Annotated in this window: 19 protein-coding genes and 3 tRNA genes; 10 read left to right on the top strand and 12 right to left on the bottom strand. The window is 45.3% G+C overall.

Annotated elements, in window-relative coordinates; all coding sequences use genetic code 11:
* Window positions 1-2: 2 nt before the first annotated feature.
* The 5 genes from tmk (at window position 3) to ICN42_RS09835 (ending at window position 3,910) form a co-directional block, all read left to right on the top strand.
* Window positions 3-641 carry a dTMP kinase gene (gene tmk, locus ICN42_RS09855; protein ID WP_216254061.1) on the top strand — a complete coding sequence of 213 codons (639 nt, stop codon included), beginning with the start codon at window positions 3-5 and terminating at the stop codon, window positions 639-641.
* Window positions 642-1,787: a DNA polymerase III subunit delta' gene (locus ICN42_RS09850; protein ID WP_216254058.1), complete on the top strand. Its 1,146-nt coding sequence runs from the start codon at window positions 642-644 to the stop codon at window positions 1,785-1,787.
* Window positions 1,788-1,798: 11 nt separating this feature from the next.
* Window positions 1,799-2,587, top strand: a complete 789-nt coding sequence (locus ICN42_RS09845; RefSeq protein ID WP_216254055.1) for a TatD family hydrolase — start codon at window positions 1,799-1,801, stop codon at window positions 2,585-2,587.
* Window positions 2,584-3,285 (top strand): ankyrin repeat domain-containing protein, encoded by a 702-nt coding sequence (locus ICN42_RS09840; RefSeq protein ID WP_216254052.1) that lies wholly within the window; start codon window positions 2,584-2,586, stop codon window positions 3,283-3,285. Before ICN42_RS09845 ends, ICN42_RS09840 begins: the two co-directional genes overlap by 4 nt.
* Before the next feature lie 85 nt (window positions 3,286-3,370).
* Entirely contained in the window at window positions 3,371-3,910 is a 540-nt protein-coding gene (locus ICN42_RS09835) for an ion channel (protein WP_216254049.1), read from the top strand.
* 27 nt (window positions 3,911-3,937) lie between these two features.
* Here ICN42_RS09835 and ICN42_RS09830 read toward each other — a convergent pair whose 3' ends face one another.
* From ICN42_RS09830 to hyi, 4 genes are read right to left on the bottom strand one after another with little or no spacing between them, the layout of a single operon-like run.
* Entirely contained in the window at window positions 3,938-4,942 is a 1,005-nt protein-coding gene (locus ICN42_RS09830; RefSeq protein ID WP_255539352.1) for a DUF3108 domain-containing protein, read from the bottom strand.
* Window positions 4,943-4,946: 4 nt separating this feature from the next.
* Entirely contained in the window at window positions 4,947-5,534 is a 588-nt protein-coding gene (locus ICN42_RS09825; protein ID WP_216254046.1) for a YqiA/YcfP family alpha/beta fold hydrolase, read from the bottom strand.
* Window positions 5,535-5,543: 9 nt separating this feature from the next.
* Window positions 5,544-6,440, bottom strand: a complete 897-nt coding sequence (glxR, locus tag ICN42_RS09820; RefSeq protein WP_216254043.1) for a 2-hydroxy-3-oxopropionate reductase — start codon at window positions 6,438-6,440, stop codon at window positions 5,544-5,546.
* 45 nt (window positions 6,441-6,485) lie between these two features.
* Window positions 6,486-7,262: a hydroxypyruvate isomerase gene (hyi, locus tag ICN42_RS09815; RefSeq protein WP_216254040.1), complete on the bottom strand. Its 777-nt coding sequence runs from the start codon at window positions 7,260-7,262 to the stop codon at window positions 6,486-6,488.
* A gap of 153 nt (window positions 7,263-7,415) precedes the next feature.
* On the opposite strand from hyi, the gene ICN42_RS09810 reads away from it, so the two are divergent.
* The gene (locus tag ICN42_RS09810) at window positions 7,416-8,015 is read left to right on the top strand and encodes a hypothetical protein (protein WP_216254026.1); all 600 of its coding nucleotides are present in this window, start codon (window positions 7,416-7,418) and stop codon (window positions 8,013-8,015) included.
* Between the two features lie 37 nt (window positions 8,016-8,052).
* On the top strand, window positions 8,053-8,883 hold the full coding sequence (locus ICN42_RS09805) for a M48 family metallopeptidase (RefSeq protein WP_216254023.1): 831 nt from the start codon (window positions 8,053-8,055) through the stop codon (window positions 8,881-8,883).
* Here the strand turns inward: ICN42_RS09805 and ICN42_RS09800 are convergent, their stop codons facing one another.
* Window positions 8,884-9,294 (bottom strand): DUF4118 domain-containing protein, encoded by a 411-nt coding sequence (locus ICN42_RS09800; RefSeq protein ID WP_216254019.1) that lies wholly within the window; start codon window positions 9,292-9,294, stop codon window positions 8,884-8,886.
* A 103-nt stretch (window positions 9,295-9,397) separates the two neighbouring features.
* Between ICN42_RS09800 and ICN42_RS09795 the strand changes: the two genes are divergently transcribed.
* Both ICN42_RS09795 and ICN42_RS09790 read left to right on the top strand, forming a co-directional pair.
* The gene (locus tag ICN42_RS09795; protein WP_216254015.1) at window positions 9,398-10,264 is read left to right on the top strand and encodes a carboxylesterase; all 867 of its coding nucleotides are present in this window, start codon (window positions 9,398-9,400) and stop codon (window positions 10,262-10,264) included.
* Window positions 10,261-11,031, top strand: coding sequence for a MipA/OmpV family protein (locus ICN42_RS09790; protein ID WP_216254012.1), 771 nt, complete (start codon window positions 10,261-10,263; stop codon window positions 11,029-11,031). Before ICN42_RS09795 ends, ICN42_RS09790 begins: the two co-directional genes overlap by 4 nt.
* A 54-nt stretch (window positions 11,032-11,085) precedes the next feature.
* On the opposite strand, the gene ICN42_RS09785 is transcribed toward ICN42_RS09790, so the two are convergent.
* The 4 genes from ICN42_RS09785 to gltX form a co-directional block, all read right to left on the bottom strand.
* Window positions 11,086-11,162 (bottom strand) — tRNA-Asp (locus ICN42_RS09785).
* A 57-nt stretch (window positions 11,163-11,219) separates the two neighbouring features.
* A tRNA-Glu gene (locus ICN42_RS09780) sits at window positions 11,220-11,295 on the bottom strand.
* A gap of 49 nt (window positions 11,296-11,344) precedes the next feature.
* A tRNA-Ala gene (locus ICN42_RS09775) sits at window positions 11,345-11,420 on the bottom strand.
* Window positions 11,421-11,501: 81 nt separating this feature from the next.
* The gene (gene gltX / locus ICN42_RS09770; protein WP_216254008.1) at window positions 11,502-12,905 is read right to left on the bottom strand and encodes a glutamate--tRNA ligase; all 1,404 of its coding nucleotides are present in this window, start codon (window positions 12,903-12,905) and stop codon (window positions 11,502-11,504) included.
* 68 nt (window positions 12,906-12,973) lie between these two features.
* On the opposite strand from gltX, the gene ICN42_RS09765 reads away from it, so the two are divergent.
* The gene (locus ICN42_RS09765; protein ID WP_216254005.1) at window positions 12,974-13,939 is read left to right on the top strand and encodes an Hsp33 family molecular chaperone HslO; all 966 of its coding nucleotides are present in this window, start codon (window positions 12,974-12,976) and stop codon (window positions 13,937-13,939) included.
* Window positions 13,940-13,949: 10 nt separating this feature from the next.
* Here the strand turns inward: ICN42_RS09765 and ftsB are convergent, their stop codons facing one another.
* The 3 genes from ftsB to kdsA are packed head-to-tail and all read right to left on the bottom strand — an operon-like array spanning window position 13,950 to window position 16,480.
* A complete protein-coding gene (gene ftsB / locus ICN42_RS09760) occupies window positions 13,950-14,276 on the bottom strand; it encodes a cell division protein FtsB (RefSeq protein ID WP_216254002.1) in 327 nt (108 codons plus the stop codon).
* Between the two features lie 21 nt (window positions 14,277-14,297).
* Window positions 14,298-15,584, bottom strand: coding sequence for a phosphopyruvate hydratase (gene eno / locus ICN42_RS09755; RefSeq protein WP_216254000.1), 1,287 nt, complete (start codon window positions 15,582-15,584; stop codon window positions 14,298-14,300).
* A 32-nt stretch (window positions 15,585-15,616) separates the two neighbouring features.
* On the bottom strand, window positions 15,617-16,480 hold the full coding sequence (gene kdsA / locus ICN42_RS09750; protein ID WP_216253998.1) for a 3-deoxy-8-phosphooctulonate synthase: 864 nt from the start codon (window positions 16,478-16,480) through the stop codon (window positions 15,617-15,619).

Raw genomic sequence — 16,480 nt, 5'->3', positions numbered from 1 at the left:
TTATGACAACTCAGCTTCCAGGTTATTTCATTAGTTTTGAGGGCATCGATGGTGCAGGTAAAAGTACGCATATTGAATCCTTTAGTAAGTTATTGAAAGAGCGTTATCCAGAACGCCAAGTTGTGATGACTAGAGAGCCAGGCGGCACTCAGTTAGGCGAGCAACTACGAGCCTTGTTGCTTGATTCCCCGATGAATCTAGAAACTGAAGCATTACTGATGTTTGCCGCTCGTCGTGAACATATCGCACAAGTCATAGAGCCAGCTTTAAAAGCTGGAAAAATCGTGATCTCTGATCGCTTTACGGATGCTAGCTTTGCTTATCAGGGGGGCGGCCGAGGTTTAAGTCTTGAGAAGTTAAATGATTTAGAGCGCTGGGTGCAGGGTCGTCCAGACGGCTCCTTACTCCAACCCAATCTGACTTTTCTCTTTGACTTACCTGGCTCGGTTGCTGAAGCCAGAAGATCCAAGGTGAGATCACCAGATAAGTTTGAGAAGATGGATTTAGATTTCTTTGAAAAAGTTCGCCAAGAATATTTGCGTAGGGCAAAAGCGGATCCAAATCGCTTTTATCTAGTAGACGCCACCCGAACGCCGGAAGAGATTTGGAAAGATCTCGAGTCCTTGGAGATCAAGCTGTAAATGAGTGATCTGATGTTTTCACATGAGCCTGTTAAGAAAATAGCTCCCTGGCTAGAGCCCATCTGGGATGGTATTAATTTAACTGCATTTCCTAACGCCGTTCTCATTCATGGGCAATCGGGCGTTGGTAAATTTGAGTTTTCCATTGAGTTGGCTAAAGCACTACTGTGTGAGACATCAGCTGGAACAAAACCTTGCAATCAATGTGAGGCCTGCAGGTGGTTTGATTCAGGTAACCACCCTGACTTTATTGCGCTTGTTCCTGAAACGCATCGCAAGCTTTTGCCTCATGGTGACTTTGATTCTGATGCTGAAGCACCTAAAAAATCGAAGGCAAGCCAAGTCGATAGCGAGGGTGATGCGCCTGAAAAAAAAGAGAAGAAAAGTATTTCTATTGAAGATGCCCGTAGTGCAATTGAAGGGCTTTCCATTGGATCTCATCGCGGTGGCAATCGGGTTATTCTGGTTTATCCGTTAGAGATGTTGAGAGCGGATTCTGCAAATACTCTACTGAAGTCTCTAGAAGAGCCGCCGAAAAATACGATATTTATTTTGCTTGCAGATCGCCTTGATCGAGTCTTGCCAACGATTCGATCACGTTGCCGTCTTGTATCTGCGCCAAGACCGGATCGAATGAGTGGATTGAATTGGTTGCGTAATCAGCTTAATCAAGTCCCCGGCTTAAAAATTAGTGATCCTGATATTGAGTCAATTTATGACGAGCAGGGCGGGGCGCCCTATGCAGTTCTGGACTCCTTAATCGCTCGTCACAATAAAGATGAAAAAGATGAGCTCACTATTGCGATTCAAGCATCCCGATATCTATTGCAGGCCATGTCACAGGGTGCCCGAATTAATTGGCTAGATGCCGCTGATAAGATTCAAAAAGCGCGCTATTCAGTGCTATTAGCCACCATGCAGCGCTGGGTGTCTGACCTTCAAAGCTCCGCTCAAAGCGGCTCACCTCGGTATTACCCCAAGCATGAGGCTAGCTTTAAGGCCCTTGCCCAACAAGTACGTCTACCTAAACTGTTGCGCTTCTGGAAGTCCCTAATACAGGCGCGACGCCATGAAAACCACCCCCTGGCTTCCCGCATTCAGCTTGAGGCATTGCTTTCCCAATACCAGCAGGTATTTGAAGACTAAAATAGCGAGTCATGTTTATAGACTCACATTGCCATCTCGACTTCCCGGAATTTCAAACCCGCCTTCCTGAGGTTTTGGCTAATATGGCCGCCTACAAGGTGAGCCATGCCTTGTGTGTTTCAGTGGATATTCCTGATTTTCCAAAGGTACGCAAGCTAGCCGAGGATCATGCCCATTTGTATGCCTCTGTTGGAGTTCATCCGGATTATGAAGATACTCCGGAGCCAAGCTTTGAGTTCTTAACTGAGGAAGCCAAGCACCCCAAGGTGATTGCTATTGGTGAAACTGGCCTTGATTACTACCGCATGGGTGACCGCAGTTATGAATCTATGGAGTGGCAAAGAGAGCGCTTCAGAACCCATATTCGTGCAGCCATTAAATCTAAAAAGCCTCTCATCATTCATACGCGCGCATCTTCGGCAGACACTCTCAGAATCTTAAAAGAAGAGGGTGCTGACCGCATTGGTGGTGTTATGCACTGTTTTACAGAAACTACTGAAGTAGCCAAAGCAGCGATGGATATGGGGTTTTATATCTCTTTTTCGGGGATTGTGACCTTTAAGAGCGCCAGGGACCTGCAAGAAACCTGCAAGCAAGTGCCATTAGATCGCATGTTAATTGAAACTGATTCACCGTATTTAGCCCCCATTCCATATCGCGGTAAGACTAATGAGCCTGCCTGGGTCTCTAAAGTAGGTGAATTTGTAGCAGATTTAAAGGGTGTGTCTGTTGAGAGTTTGGCTGAACACACTTCTAATAACTTTTTCAAATGTTTTCAGATAGATAGAGCAATTTCATGAGAAATTCATTTAAATTTAACCTAAGCTTAAACGTGGCTTTGTTATCCTTCTCTAGCCTTATTTTTGCGCAAACTGCTGAGCAAATTGCGGACTTCACCAAGGCGGCAAAGTTTGATGATGTCTCCGAAGTTCAGTCACTAATTAAATCTGGGGTCAGTCCTAATACTTTGGATCCGAAAGGTAACCCAATGTTAATTGTGGCTATTCGGGATAAATCCCTCAAAGTAGTTGATTTACTGCTAACCAATCCAGCTACTGACGTTAATTTATCCAATAAAAGTGGTGAAAACCCACTCATGATGGCCTCTATTGAGGGTGAATTGCCTTTGGTTGAGACTCTTGTTCTTAAGAAGAAGGCGGATGTGAATAAGTCAGGTTGGGCGCCTTTGCATTACGCCTGTTCAACCGGAAGACTTAGTGTTGCAGAATTTTTAGTGGCAAATGGCGCCAAGGTCAACGCGCTAAGCCCAAGCGATACAACGCCATTAATGATGGCTGTGAATTCTGGTAACGAGGTGCTGATTAAATTCCTTTTGGATAACGGCGCCGATCTTCGTATGCGCAATCACGAGGGGTATTCGGCGATTGATGTAGCCACATTGTTTAGCAGAGAGGATATTCGTGAAGGCTTGGTTTCACGATGGGAGAAGCTTTATAAACAGCCATATCCAGGTGGTCCTAAGAAGTTTCCTTCATAAATGACATATCCACTAATTGCGCATAATCATTATTATGTCAAACAAGAAATGGTTTTAAATTAGCCTTGCCATATTGCCTTCAATCATGAACCTGCTCGATCATATTTCTAACCTACCTGGTTTTCATAACCTCCCTAGTTTCAGCACATTGTTTGCTGAGATTAATACGGATATGGGCAATAGCGAGATTTGGTTTGTTTTGGTGCTGGCATGCTTAATGCTCACATTTCATGGCTTGGCGGTATTGATGATTGCGGGCGCATTTCACTGGATAGACCGCAAACTCGAAAATAAACGCGTATATGGCGCCAACTTCTTGTCGTACTTCATCGCAATTTTGTTGATTATTGCCAGTCATTTAATTGAAATCGTAGCTTGGTCTTATATCTGCGTGGCACTACAGGTTTTCCCAACCAATCCACAAACCTTCTACTTTGCTGGTGAAATGTATACAACGGTTGGTTATGGTGACTACAGCCTATCTGAGCGCTGGAGAATTCTCCCCATTATCATTTCCTTCTCTGGCATCTTTGCTGTCTCAATGTCTGGAGCTGCCCTGTATTCCATGATGGGGGCCTTAATAGGTAGATCAAGCCAAAATCCAAAATCAGGATCAGGGTTTTAAAATCATTCTTTTTGAGCGATTTCTGGCTTAATTGATGAGCTTTGCCTTGTCAATTGGTGCCTTCTGCTTAAAAAACAGCTCCAGAACGCGTCCATTAGCCTCTAGAGAGCGCATTCTGCCAGGAAGCCAGTCAAGGTCTTTAGCTAGCCAAATATCAACCTGGCGCTTATATGGGTCGTTTTCACGCTGCATAAGCGAGTAATGTCGGTTGACTGCTTTACCCAGATTGGGGATAGCCTCGGATTCAGTCTCTCCATAGCTTTTGAATTGCCACATTTCTAGGGTGTTGTAGTCCACAACAGGCAGCGCCCGGATGCTCCCAGCATCATCAATTTTGTCGCTGCCATTTAAAAGAGAGGCAAATTGGAGCATGAGACTAAATCGATCTTGGGTTCCAGGCAGTAGATCGGGGGTAAATTCAGGCTTTTCGGAGAAAAACATCTTCCCTCCCCCATTCTGATCCCTATCAAACCGAGAATATCTTGGTGGCTTCTCTCCACGTTGCGTCCAGTAAATGGATGGCGCTATTCCATAGGCGTCGACAGAACCCCGGGATTCAAATACAAAGGGGCCAACAACAGCGTAAGGTATGTTGATGTAAAGCCGGTAGTTATTACCCTCCGTAATCCAGTCCAGTTGTGCAGTTTGATAAAGCTGACCATCAACATAGGCATCAAAGTAATAAGTCCCAGAGTCGGGTAGACGAAACGCTTGCCCAGATTGATTTCCCAGAGCCCCCTGCTCTCCCTTGGCTTGATCTGGTAGCGGGTCTGCTGAGACGGCATTGGGCTTCTTGGGAAAAGATTTTTTCTTTGGCGTACTAGCTAGTTGAATCTTCTTGGGTGGCTCAACCCGAAGCTCAGTTTTGATGATGAGATCTTCGGCAATAGTCGGTGGACTCCCAAAAGAAATAAATGGAAGTCCAAAAAATAAAACTAAGTGACCAACAACAGACAGAAAAATTGCAGCAATCAGAATCCACAGAGATTTTCTGCGTATGAACGTCAGCAAATTATTGAACCAATCAATCAAGAAATTAATGCTCGATAAATTCGATTACCGCGGGAAGATGATTGGCATAGTCAGCAATTCCATGATCGCTTCCTTCAAGAATTAGCTGCTTAGCACCAGAATAAAAAGCAGCCATTTCTTTCCAATCTAGGAGTTCATCACCTTTTGCGGCTATTAAAAAATATCTTTCTGGATTCGTAATGTGACTAACCTGTAGAGCGCGCAACTCATAAACGTACTCAGCCTTAAAATTAAATGGTTCCTCACTATCGTAAGCAGTCATCATGCCAACATGAGGTTCCAATTCTCTGGCTGCATAAACAGCGGGATTGAGTGCGATGCCTTTGCACTGGTATTTTTCAGCAAGGTAGTTTGCATAAAAGCCGCCTAAAGATGACCCGATGATGACAATGCGATCCGCCTTAGATTGATCAATATGCTTGACTACCAAATCGATACTTTCTTTGGGTGAAGCTAGCAGTTGAGGGCAATACCATTCATAGGTAGGATCAGCTGTTGAGAGCGCCCTCACCGCCGCACCGGTCATCACCGCCTTACTTGAATTTGGTGATGAGCGAAAGCCATGAAGATAAACCAATAACGTTTTTCTCATTAAAGTATTTTAAGCCTTTTGACCAATTTCAAAGTTCGCCATTTTTTCTAGAGCTTTCACCATCGCTGAGTGATCCCAGGCTTTTCCGCCATGGGCACTGCAAGAATTTAATAACTCTTGGGCGTTTGCAGTATTTGGTAAAGAGACGCCCAAAGCCTTAGCGCTACTGAGTGCTAGATTTAAATCTTTTTGATGAAGCTCGATCCTAAAACCAGGATCAAAAGTTCGCTTGATCATGCGCTCGCCATGAACCTCTAATATCTTGGAGCTGGCGAAGCCACCCATTAAAGCTTCGCGGACCTTAGCTGGATCAGCACCAGCTTTAGAAGCAAATACCAGTGCTTCAGCAACGGCTTCGATATTTAGTGCCACGATAATTTGATTGGCTACTTTAGTAATTTGACCGGCGCCATTGCCGCCTACCAATGTAATGTTCTTGCCCATCAACTCAAAGACTGGCTTTACTGTTTGAAAGGTTGCTTCACTACCACCCACCATGATGGTGAGTGTTGCCCCTTTTGCACCAAGCTGCCCTCCAGATACGGGCGCATCTAGATACTCGCAACCAAGGGCATTAATCTTCTGAGCAAACTCTTTGGTAGATATCGGAGAGATGGAGCTCATATCTACGACAATCTTGCCCTTACTCAAGCCAGAAGCTATACCATTTTCTCCAAACAAGACTTTTTCAACGTCCGGTGTATCGGGGACCATGGTGATGATGATGTCAGCCTTACTTGCGACCTCTGCAGGGCTGGAGCATACGACGGCTGCGCTTTTGGTAAGCTCATCTGGAATCTTACTGCGGGTATTGATAAAAACTTCGTGCCCAGCATTTATCAAATGACCTGCCATAGGCGCACCCATAATTCCGAGTCCAACAAAACCTAGTTTTAATTTATTCATGATGTCACCCTTATTTTTTCATTGTGATGGTTGATTGCTTCAAACTTATTCGTATTGACCCATCCAAACCAGTCCAGCTTCAGTAGTTTTGAGTGGTTTATATTCACAACCGATATAGCCAGAATAACCAAGTCGATCTAACAATCCAAAAAGGTACTCATAGTTGATTTCTCCAGTACCGGGTTCATTGCGCCCTGGATTATCGGCCAATTGAATATGCGCAATTCGACTGAAATATTTTTGAATGGTGTTGGCTAATTCGCCCTCCATACGTTGCGCATGGTAGATGTCATATTGCAAGTAAGCGTTATCCGCACCAACCGCATCCAAAATGGCAATGCCCTGCTCAGTCTTGGATAGATAAAAGCCAGGAATATCAAATGTATTGATTGGCTCGATCAGCAACTTTAAGCCAACTTTCTTCAGTTCGCTAGCTGCGTATTGAAGATTGCTTACAAAAGTTTCGTGAAGCGCTTTTGGGTCAGCTCCAGCAGGCACCTTGCCAGCGAGACAATTTAACTGAGGTACGCCTAGAATCGTGGCGTACTCAATGGCCTTAGCGACGCCGGAACGAAACTCGTCAACGCGATCAGGCAAGCAAGCAATTCCTCGCTCTCCTGCGTTCCAATCGCCGGCTGGAAGATTATGAAGCGCCAACTTTAAGGCATTGTTGTCTAAGGCAGATTTGATTGATTGAACATCAAAATCGTAAGGGAAGAGAAATTCAACGGCTTTGAACCCGCCAGTCTTGGCAAGGGCAAAGCGCTCCAAGAATGGAGCTTCATTGAAAAGCATGGTGAGGTTGGCTGCAAAACGGGGCATCTCATTCCTTTTTGGGTATAGCGCTGCAAAAGAACTGATGTTATCAAAGAAGCCTATAAGTTTCCTTAAGCCCTTGGATAAGGCGTTTTAGGTGAAATTAGGGGTAAAAATACGCTAATATCACTACAGAACCACTAATTATTAAGGAAAAATATGAAAATGAAATTCACTCCAGTTGCCCTCGTGGCCTCAGCCCTATTGGCAGCCCCAGCGTTTGTAATGGCCCAAACACCTAGCGCAGCAAATGCAGTAGTGGTTGATGCGGCTGTTACTGACAATATTTTCCAGTTGTATGAGGGTACTGTTACCAAGATTGACAAGAAAACACGTACTATTTTCTTTAAGAACAATGAGGGTGAATCTAAATTCGTTGCTGGTCCCGAGATCAAGAACTTTGATCAAATCAAAAAAGGCGATCGCCTGAGCGTAACTTATGAGCTCGCCGTCGCGATTGAATTAATTAAGACCAAGAGTGATGGTATTCGTAGCAAAGTAGAAACCTCGTCTGAGGTGGCTTCAAAGCCTGGTGAAAAGCCAACTCGCACTATTACCAACACTACAACGATTATTGCCGACATTGTTGATGTTGATCGCGCTAAAAAATTAGTATCAGTTAAGGGTCCAAGTGGCAAAGTGACTGTTGTTACAGTAAAGAACCCGCAGTTATTGGCTGATGTTAATGTTGGAGAGCAAGTTAAGGTAGTTTATTTTGATGCAATGGCTGCATCTATTACTCCACCAAAAAAGAAGTAAGCTAAAAAGCATTTCGTTGTAAATGCAAGGATCTATTTTGAGCGTTCGCACCCTTTGGGTCCTTGCAGTTGTCGCTCTTCTCTCGGCTTGCGCCAGCACTACACGACCTGGGGCTGTAGGCGTAAATCGATCTCAATTCATGATGGCATCCTCCGAAGAGGTGAATCGAGCCTCTGCAACAAGCTATAGCGAGCAAAATCAAAAAGCAAAAGAGAAAAATATATTGGTCACTTCAGGACCAACTTATGATCGCTTGAAGGTTATTGCGAATAGGCTGATTCCGCAGACAGAGGCATTTCGCGATGATACTAAGCAATGGGATTGGCGCTTGACCCTCATTGATGCGCCAGTTCTCAATGCCACCTGCGCGCCCGGCGGAAAGATCACTTTCTACACCGGAATTATTGAGCAACTGAATTTAAATGACGATGAAATTGCCGCCATCATGGGTCATGAAATCGCTCATGCCTTAAGAGAGCACGGCCGAGAGCGGGTATCTCAAGCTGCGGCTCAGAATGTACTCGTCAATATTGCTATGGCAGTTGCAGGTCCATATGGTTCCGCGGTTAGTGCCGCCAATCAAGTAGCTCAATATGCAATTGTTCTGCCTAACTCAAGAGAGAATGAGTCGGAAGCTGATGCAATTGGATTGGAGCTTGCGGCCAGAGCGGGATATAACCCTTTAGGTGCAATTAGCGTTTGGCAGAAGATGCTTAAGGCGACGAAAGATTCGAGATCTCCAGAGTTCTTATCTACCCACCCTTCTGGTGAAACTCGAATTGAGCAATTGACGATGCTCCTGCCTGCAGTAGAGCCGCTTTATAAAGCGGCCCCAAAGCCCACGAAAGCCACAGCAAAAAGTAAATAATTAAGCGCTTTTCTGCCCCGAAGCGCTTCTTAAAAGGGATCGGATTTTATGATCACCTTCAAGCATTAACTTAAATCGAGTATCGCTTACGAGCATTGCCATTTGAGCATTGTATTGTTCTCGCCTTAGCAACTCGACTAAGATGCCAGTAACTAATGTGTAGGAGAGATAGACAAACAATGTTGTGATGTCTCGTTGATCCAGCACGGTGAATTGATTGAATGGCGCCAAGAAAAAATAAACTAATAATGGACCACTCAAAAACATGGTCATAAGCGCAGGACCAATACCAAAGAAAAAAGCGATAAGTATGGTGTTTATCTGAAAAAAGAATAGAGGTAAGGACCCCTCTAGAACTGGATGAAGCGCGAATCGCAGGGAAAATGCAATAGTCACGCCAACAAAAGCCATGAGATATCCATAAGGCTTATTTTGGCACCATCGATTTGCGTTGCGGTTATTTCTCATAGTTCATGTATCCTACAACAACTCAAATAAAAGCTCTGCAATCAATATGACAGGGAATACACAGATACCCATTAAACCTAGCCTGACCATACTTATCCCTGGTTTAAACGGGAGCGGGCTAGAGCTTGGCCAGCTACCCCGCTTCTTGGAGAAAAATGGTCATGATGTGCTGGTGCCAGACTTAGATGGATTTTTATTTGGTACCCCCGCAGATAATTTCCATACTTGGCTCTCTCAGCTACATTTTTTAATTGATTCAATGGCTGGTAAATATGCCTCCATCCACCTCGGTGGAATAAGTATGGGCGCCACATTGGCTCTTGCTGTAGCTTCGCAACGTTCAGATATTGGCTCAATTATTTTGATGTCTCCAGTGCTTAAGTATGACGGTTGGTCGGTACCGTGGTACCGCCCCCTTTTAGATGTGCTCTATCTCATTGGGGCAAGATCATGGAAATATCGGGAGCGTGCCCCCTTTGGCGTGAAAAATGCGGACTTGCAAAGGCGTATTGCGGAGAAATTTAAGACGGCTGAGGTATCTGAAGTAGGTGCTGCCTCCATAACCTCAAGGCATTTACACGAGGCAAAGGGTTTAATGTCTTATGCAAAAAGTCATCTCGATCTGATTTCTAATCGAGTTTTGATTATCCAATCAGTAGAGGACGATACCTGTTCGATTTGGTCTGCACAGGAGATTTTGCACAACATCAGCTCCGAGCTACGCCGAGTAATTTGGCTCGGCAATAGCTATCACATTGTGACGATTGATAACGAGCGAGAAATCGTACTCAATGAATGTCTCCGCTTTTTGGACCGGGCAAATGCTATTGATACTGGTATGGAGCACTACTACTCTACCCATAAACCCAAATTGCTAAAAGCGCGTAATCAAGAGCGGATTGATTTGGGATGAATCTCGCATTAAAAACTTCTGTATTGTTGATCGCATATTTAATTAGTATGCCCGCCTATTCAGATGGCGAATTTCCGGATGGCATACCCGATAGATTGATTGGTGATATTGGCGTAGCTGTGTACACATCCAATTTACATATCGGAACCGAGGGGGCTCAGTCCCTTCCCCTGCCTTATGCTTTTTTTGACTACCAGCGTTTTTTTATGCGGATTGATGAGTTCGGAATCAAGACTTTTAAAATGGGTTATGGTTATTTTGAGGTAATTGGTAAAGTCAGTCTCGACTCTTACAAGATTAAATCTCCGTATAACAATAATTCAATCAACAATAGCGATCCAATTCCCTTAGGGTTCGGGACGCTGCAGGAAACGCCGGTAGGCTCCATATTCCTCAATGCATATCATGACTTTGGAAAATCTAAGGGAGCTCTATATGAGTTGCTCTATTTTGCTGAAATTGAAACCGTCAAAAAGATCACTCTTTACCCCCAAGTTGGTATTGAGCGCCAATCTTCTCAATACACTAACTACTACTACGGTTTAAATCAAGGGCAAGCAAGTTCATTGGGATACTCAGCTTATGCGGCACCTGCCACTAATAATCTACTGGCAGGCGTATTGATTGAGGTGCCTATCGTAGAGAACTGGTATTTGAATGTGTATGCCAAGAGAAAGTGGATGGGTGCCGGAATAAATAACAGCCCCGTCATGACGAAATCATTCCAAGATAATATTTTTGCAGCGGTTGCTTACCGCTTCAAATGATCTCCAGTAAGTAGGAAAGAAAAAAGCCCCATAAAGGGGCTTTATCTATACATCTGGCGGAGCGGACGGGACTCGAACCCGCGACCCTCGGCGTGACAGGCCGATATTCTAACCAACTGAACTACCGCTCCAAGTACATCAATTGCTACTTGTGTCACTTCTTACTGCTCACAACTAGCCAAAAATTTTGGCGTCCCCAGGGGGATTCGAACCCCCGTACTCACCGTGAAAGGGTGATGTCCTAGGCCTCTAGACGATGGGGACCTGGACTACTACTTAAACTACTAAAACTAATGCTGCTATTTTAAATGCTTGGTGGAGATAAGCGGGATCGAACCGCTGACCTCTTGCATGCCATGCAAGCGCTCTCCCAGCTGAGCTATACCCCCGTAATCTCGCTAAAAATCTACAAGACACTCAAAACAATCCAAGATTTTATCCTATTTTTGCAGGAGGACGCAAATTCTGTATTAGACGACCTTAGAAAGGCGTTGCACAGCCTCCTCTTTGCCCAAAACAACCAATACAGAATCAATGGCTGGAGTCTGTGTGGTGGCAAATAAAGCATAGCGAACAGGCATCGCTAAAGCGGGCATTTTGATCTGGTGTTTGGCCAATACTTCTTTAAACGCTGCTCCATAAGCAGCCTTCGTATGATCGGCTGACTGAATAGCTGCAATTAAATCCTTGAGGGCTGGAATAATTTCTTGTGGAATATTTGCAGACAGTTGGTCGGCACTATGTGTTGGCGCAGGCAAATAAAACAACTTTGCGCCCTCCGCGATTTCAATTAAGGTATTGGCACGATCTTTTAAGAGCGCTACGACTTGTGAAAAATCAGGACCCTTTTCTGTATCAATACCAAGTTCGTGCGCAAAAGGTTTAGTCACTTCTGCTAAGACACTTGGATCAGCATTCTGAATATATTGATGATTTAGCCAAAGTAATTTTTCAGGGTTGTGTTGCGCCGGTGATCGACCAAGACTATCGAGATCAAACCAGTTTACAAATTGCTCTTTAGTAAAGATCTCGGCATCCCCATGAGACCAACCCAGTCTAGCTAGGTAATTCAAGATGGCCTCTGGGAGATACCCTGCTTTTTGGTAATCACGTACGCTCATGGCGCCGTTACGCTTGCTCATTTTTTCACCAGAGTCATTGAGGACGGTTGGTAAATGGGCATATACCGGGGGCGTTCCACCAAGAGCTCGCATGATATTGATTTGCCGTGGCGTATTGTTCACATGATCATCACCACGAATGACGTGGGTAATATTCATATCCAAATCATCCACCACTACACAGAAGTTATAGGTTGGCGTGCCATCAGGGCGGGCAATCACCAAATCATCCAATTCATCATTACTAATTTCAATCTTGCCTTTAACAGCATCATCCCAGGTAACGGATCCGCCAATCGGGTTCTTAAAGCGAATTACCGGCAATACCCCCTCAGGAATTTCTGGCAGAGTTTTACCAGGCTCAGGGCGCCATTGGCCGTTATAGCGCGGCTTTTCTTTATTTGCCATCTGTTGATCGCGAAGCTTATTCAACTCATCCTCGCTCATATAGCAAGGGTAAGCAAGGCCAGCATCAAGCATCTGCTTTACCACTTCACGATAACGATCAATGCGCTGCATTTGATAGATCGGGCCCTCATCTAAGTCCAGGCCAAGCCAAGCCATTCCCTCGATAATGACGTCGACAGCCTCTTGGGTAGAGCGCTCTAAATCGGTATCCTCGATACGCAGGATGAAATCGCCCTTGTTATGACGGGCAAAAGCCCACGGATACAAAGCGCTGCGGAGGTTGCCCAAGTGAATAAAGCCCGTTGGACTAGGGGCGAATCGTGTACGTATATGCATAAATGACATTATCTCAGGTCGGCTTTAGATTTCCTGATTTAGCACCCCAATCCTCAAAAAAGTGGATACTTTCACTTATGAACGAATTACTTGTATTTATGTGTGATGGCGCCCCAGTGCGCGGGGAGATTGTTTCCATCAGCAGCGCCTGGCAGGCCGTTTTAGAGCGTCGCAACGATCCCCCGGTAGTACGCCGAATACTGGGTGACTTTGTGGGCGCAGCGACCCTCTTAAGCGCTAGCCTGAAATTTGATGGCACTTTAATTATTCAGGCCCAAAGTAAGGGCCCCATCCAGCTGCTGGTAGTTGAATGTAAGTCTGATCTAACCATGCGAGCAACCGTAAAGCTGTCAGTAGATGCCGCTAGCATTGACCCAAACGCCACTCTAGGCGAGTTATTGGATGCCGACAATACAGGCCGTCTCGTGATCACCCTAGACCCTTCTGACCGTCAGCCAGGGCAACCCCCTTATCAAGGCATTGTGGCCCTCCAGGAGCACCGTGGGACCGTAATTAAGCCTGTTACTAGCGCTGCTGAAGCCATCGCTCTCTATATGCAAAACTCGGAACAGTTGGATACCCGTATCTGGCTTACATCGAACGATACTCATGTGGGTGGACTGCTTTTGCAGCGACTACCAGACTCTGGGGGTCATGCCCATTTAGATCCTCAACTTGCCGCTGAAGGCTGGACCAGAATTCAGACTCTTGGTGAAACTGTCACCGATGAAGAGTTATTAACCCTGCCACCAGAAACAATTCTGCGACGCCTATTTTTAGAAGAGTCAGTTGAGAGTGGTGTTCGGAGCTTTCCAGCTCGCCCTATTCGTTTCAGCTGCCGCTGTTCACGCGCGAAAGTGGCTGATGTTCTCAGAATGCTTGGAGAAGCCGAGGTTGAAAGCATTCTTGCGGAGCAAGGGGCGGTAGAGACTGAGTGTGATTTTTGTGCCAAGGCCTATCGCTTTGATGCGGTAGATTGCAGACAAGTATTTAAAACGGATTTATTGGCTGATGCTACAAGACCACCATCAAGCGGTCATTAGGCGGCGGTAGTTATTGCTTAGTCGTTGTAGGCTTCACACCGTCAGCAGAGTTAGCGGCTGATTTCTCGGTCGGCAAAATTTGTACGAAGAATTCGCCCTCTTTAATCATGCCGTGCTCAACCCGAGCACGCTCTTCGATGGCGCGGGTACCATCTTTTAAATCTTTAACATCTCCCGTCAACTTAGCATTACGCAAACTCAGCAAGCCATTTTTGGCCTGCTGTAATTCAAGCTGCTTCTCCATCTCATAAACCTTAAGCCATCCACCCTTACCCAACCACAGTGGGTACTGTATTGCGATTAGCAATAACAGCATAGAGTAGATGACGATACGCATAGATTCGAAAGTAACTATCTATTAACGCTTAAGGTTATAAAAAACAGACTTACCTGGATAAGTAGCAACGTCGCCCAAATCTTCCTCAATACGCAAGAGCTGGTTGTACTTTGCAATTCGATCAGAGCGAGATAAAGAGCCCGTTTTAATTTGGCCAGCATTGGTACCAACAGCAATATCAGCAATCGTACTATCTTCAGTCTCACCAGAACGATGAGAAATCACCGAAGTGTAATTAGCACGCTTAGCCATTTCAATCGCGGCAAAGGTCTCTGTCAAAGTCCCGATTTGATTAATCTTAATCAGAATCGAATTAGCAATACCCTTCTCAATGCCCTCTTTGAGAATACGTGTGTTGGTTACAAAAAGATCATCGCCAACCAGCTGGATTTTTTTACCGAGTTTTTGGGTAATATCAGCCCATCCATCCCAGTCGCCTTCATGCATGCCGTCCTCAATCGATACGATTGGAAATTGATCAGCCAAATTGCCAAGGTAGTCAGAAAATTCACTAGAAGTCAGTTGCAAACCTTCGCCTGATAAGTGGTATTTACCATCTTTATAGAACTCGCTAGCGGCACAATCTAAAGCCAATAAAACGTCCTCACCAGCTTGATAGCCAGCGCCTTCAATAGCCTTCATGATGGTCTGCAGACACTCTTGATTGCTTTTAAAGTTTGGAGCAAAACCACCTTCATCTCCAACGGTGGTTGGCATACCTTGAGCACCCAAAATTTTCTTCAACTCATGGAAGATTTCAGCGCCGCAACGTAATGCTTCACGGAAACTTTGAGCACCGACTGGCATCACCATGAATTCCTGAATATCCAGACTGTTATTAGCGTGAGCGCCGCCATTGACGATGTTCATCATTGGGACGGGCAACTGCATACCGCCGGAGCCACCAAAGTAGCGATACAACGGTAAGCCAGCCTCTTCTGCCGCAGCGCGTGCTACCGCCATAGAGACAGCTAGCGTCGCATTGGCTCCTAAGCGAGCTTTATTGTGAGTTCCATCCAATTCGATCAGAGTGTGATCCAGAAATGCTTGCTCACTTGCATCAAGACCTAGAATTGACTCAGCGATCTCGATATTGATATTTTGAACGGCCTTAAGAACGCCCTTACCTAGGTAGCGCGCTTTATCTCCATCGCGAAGCTCTATGGCTTCACGTGAGCCAGTTGAAGCGCCTGAAGGCACTGCTGCACGCCCCATAACACCTGACTCTAGCAATACGTCGCACTCAACCGTAGGGTTGCCGCGTGAATCCAAAACTTCTCTACCGATAATGTCAACAATGGCGCTCATGCACCTTCTCCTAAATAAAATGAATATGGGGGTTACTTAAAGCTATCTTCTAAAAATGAGCCAGGCTTTTTAACAACTGCATCAATTGCAACCAACGATTCGAGAAGCTCTTTCATGCGGTTCAGTGGCACGGCATTTGGACCATCGGAAAGTGCTTTAGCTGGATCAGGATGGGTCTCCATAAATAAACCGCTAATACCTACTGCAACTGCGGCGCGAGCTAGCACAGGAACAAATTCACGCTGGCCGCCACTCGCATTCCCTTGACCGCCTGGAAGTTGAACTGAATGGGTAGCATCAAAGACAACTGGTGCTTTTGCTTCGCGCAAAATTGCCAGGCTACGCATATCGGAAACTAAATTGTTGTATCCGAATGAGGCGCCGCGTTCACAAACCATAAACTGATCTGGAAGGTTTACTTCGGCTGCTGCCGCGCGCGCTTTATCGATAACATTGAGCATTTCATGGGGAGATAAGAACTGTCCCTTTTTAAAATTCACTGGTTTACCGCTTTGAGCGCAAGCTCGTATGAAGTCAGTTTGTCTACATAAAAAAGCAGGTGTCTGGAGTACGTCCACCACTTTTGAGACTGGCGCAATTTCACTAATGTCATGAATGTCCGTTAATACTGGCACACCAATTTCACGTTTCACGCGCGCCAGAATCTCCAGCCCCTTATCCATGCCCAAGCCACGGAAAGAGGTTCCAGAAGAACGATTGGCTTTATCAAAGGAAGACTTGTAGATAAAGGGGATGCCAAGAGCACTAGTAATTTCTTTAAGCTCACCAGCAATATCCAAAGCTGATTGCTCTGATTCAATGACGCAAGGCCCTGCAATTAAAAAGAAACGGTGGTCGAGGCCGACATCAAAACCACAAAGCTTAAATGCACTCAT

This window comes from Polynucleobacter sp. 71A-WALBACH (assembly GCF_018882365.1).
Taxonomy (GTDB): Bacteria; Pseudomonadota; Gammaproteobacteria; order Burkholderiales; family Burkholderiaceae; genus Polynucleobacter.
This window is presented reverse-complemented; position numbering and strand designations above follow the sequence as displayed.

Excerpts from the sequence above, each read along its gene's own strand:
- tmk (WP_216254061.1), top strand. The coding sequence starts at position 3 with ATGACAACTCAGCTTCCAGGTTATTTCATTAGTTTTGAGGGCATCGAT.
- ICN42_RS09850 (WP_216254058.1), top strand. The coding sequence starts at position 642 with ATGAGTGATCTGATGTTTTCACATGAGCCTGTTAAGAAAATAGCTCCC.
- ICN42_RS09845 (WP_216254055.1), top strand. The coding sequence starts at position 1,799 with ATGTTTATAGACTCACATTGCCATCTCGACTTCCCGGAATTTCAAACC.
- ICN42_RS09840 (WP_216254052.1), top strand. The coding sequence starts at position 2,584 with ATGAGAAATTCATTTAAATTTAACCTAAGCTTAAACGTGGCTTTGTTA.
- ICN42_RS09835 (WP_216254049.1), top strand. The coding sequence starts at position 3,371 with ATGAACCTGCTCGATCATATTTCTAACCTACCTGGTTTTCATAACCTC.
- ICN42_RS09825 (WP_216254046.1), bottom strand. The coding sequence starts at position 5,534 with ATGAGAAAAACGTTATTGGTTTATCTTCATGGCTTTCGCTCATCACCA.
- glxR (WP_216254043.1), bottom strand. The coding sequence starts at position 6,440 with ATGAATAAATTAAAACTAGGTTTTGTTGGACTCGGAATTATGGGTGCG.
- hyi (WP_216254040.1), bottom strand. The coding sequence starts at position 7,262 with ATGCCCCGTTTTGCAGCCAACCTCACCATGCTTTTCAATGAAGCTCCA.
- ICN42_RS09810 (WP_216254026.1), top strand. The coding sequence starts at position 7,416 with ATGAAAATGAAATTCACTCCAGTTGCCCTCGTGGCCTCAGCCCTATTG.
- ICN42_RS09800 (WP_216254019.1), bottom strand. The coding sequence starts at position 9,294 with ATGGCTTTTGTTGGCGTGACTATTGCATTTTCCCTGCGATTCGCGCTT.
- ICN42_RS09795 (WP_216254015.1), top strand. The coding sequence starts at position 9,398 with ATGACAGGGAATACACAGATACCCATTAAACCTAGCCTGACCATACTT.
- ICN42_RS09790 (WP_216254012.1), top strand. The coding sequence starts at position 10,261 with ATGAATCTCGCATTAAAAACTTCTGTATTGTTGATCGCATATTTAATT.
- gltX (WP_216254008.1), bottom strand. The coding sequence starts at position 12,905 with ATGTCATTTATGCATATACGTACACGATTCGCCCCTAGTCCAACGGGC.
- ICN42_RS09765 (WP_216254005.1), top strand. The coding sequence starts at position 12,974 with ATGAACGAATTACTTGTATTTATGTGTGATGGCGCCCCAGTGCGCGGG.
- ftsB (WP_216254002.1), bottom strand. The coding sequence starts at position 14,276 with ATGCGTATCGTCATCTACTCTATGCTGTTATTGCTAATCGCAATACAG.
- eno (WP_216254000.1), bottom strand. The coding sequence starts at position 15,584 with ATGAGCGCCATTGTTGACATTATCGGTAGAGAAGTTTTGGATTCACGC.
- kdsA (WP_216253998.1), bottom strand. The coding sequence starts at position 16,480 with ATGAGTGCATTTAAGCTTTGTGGTTTTGATGTCGGCCTCGACCACCGT.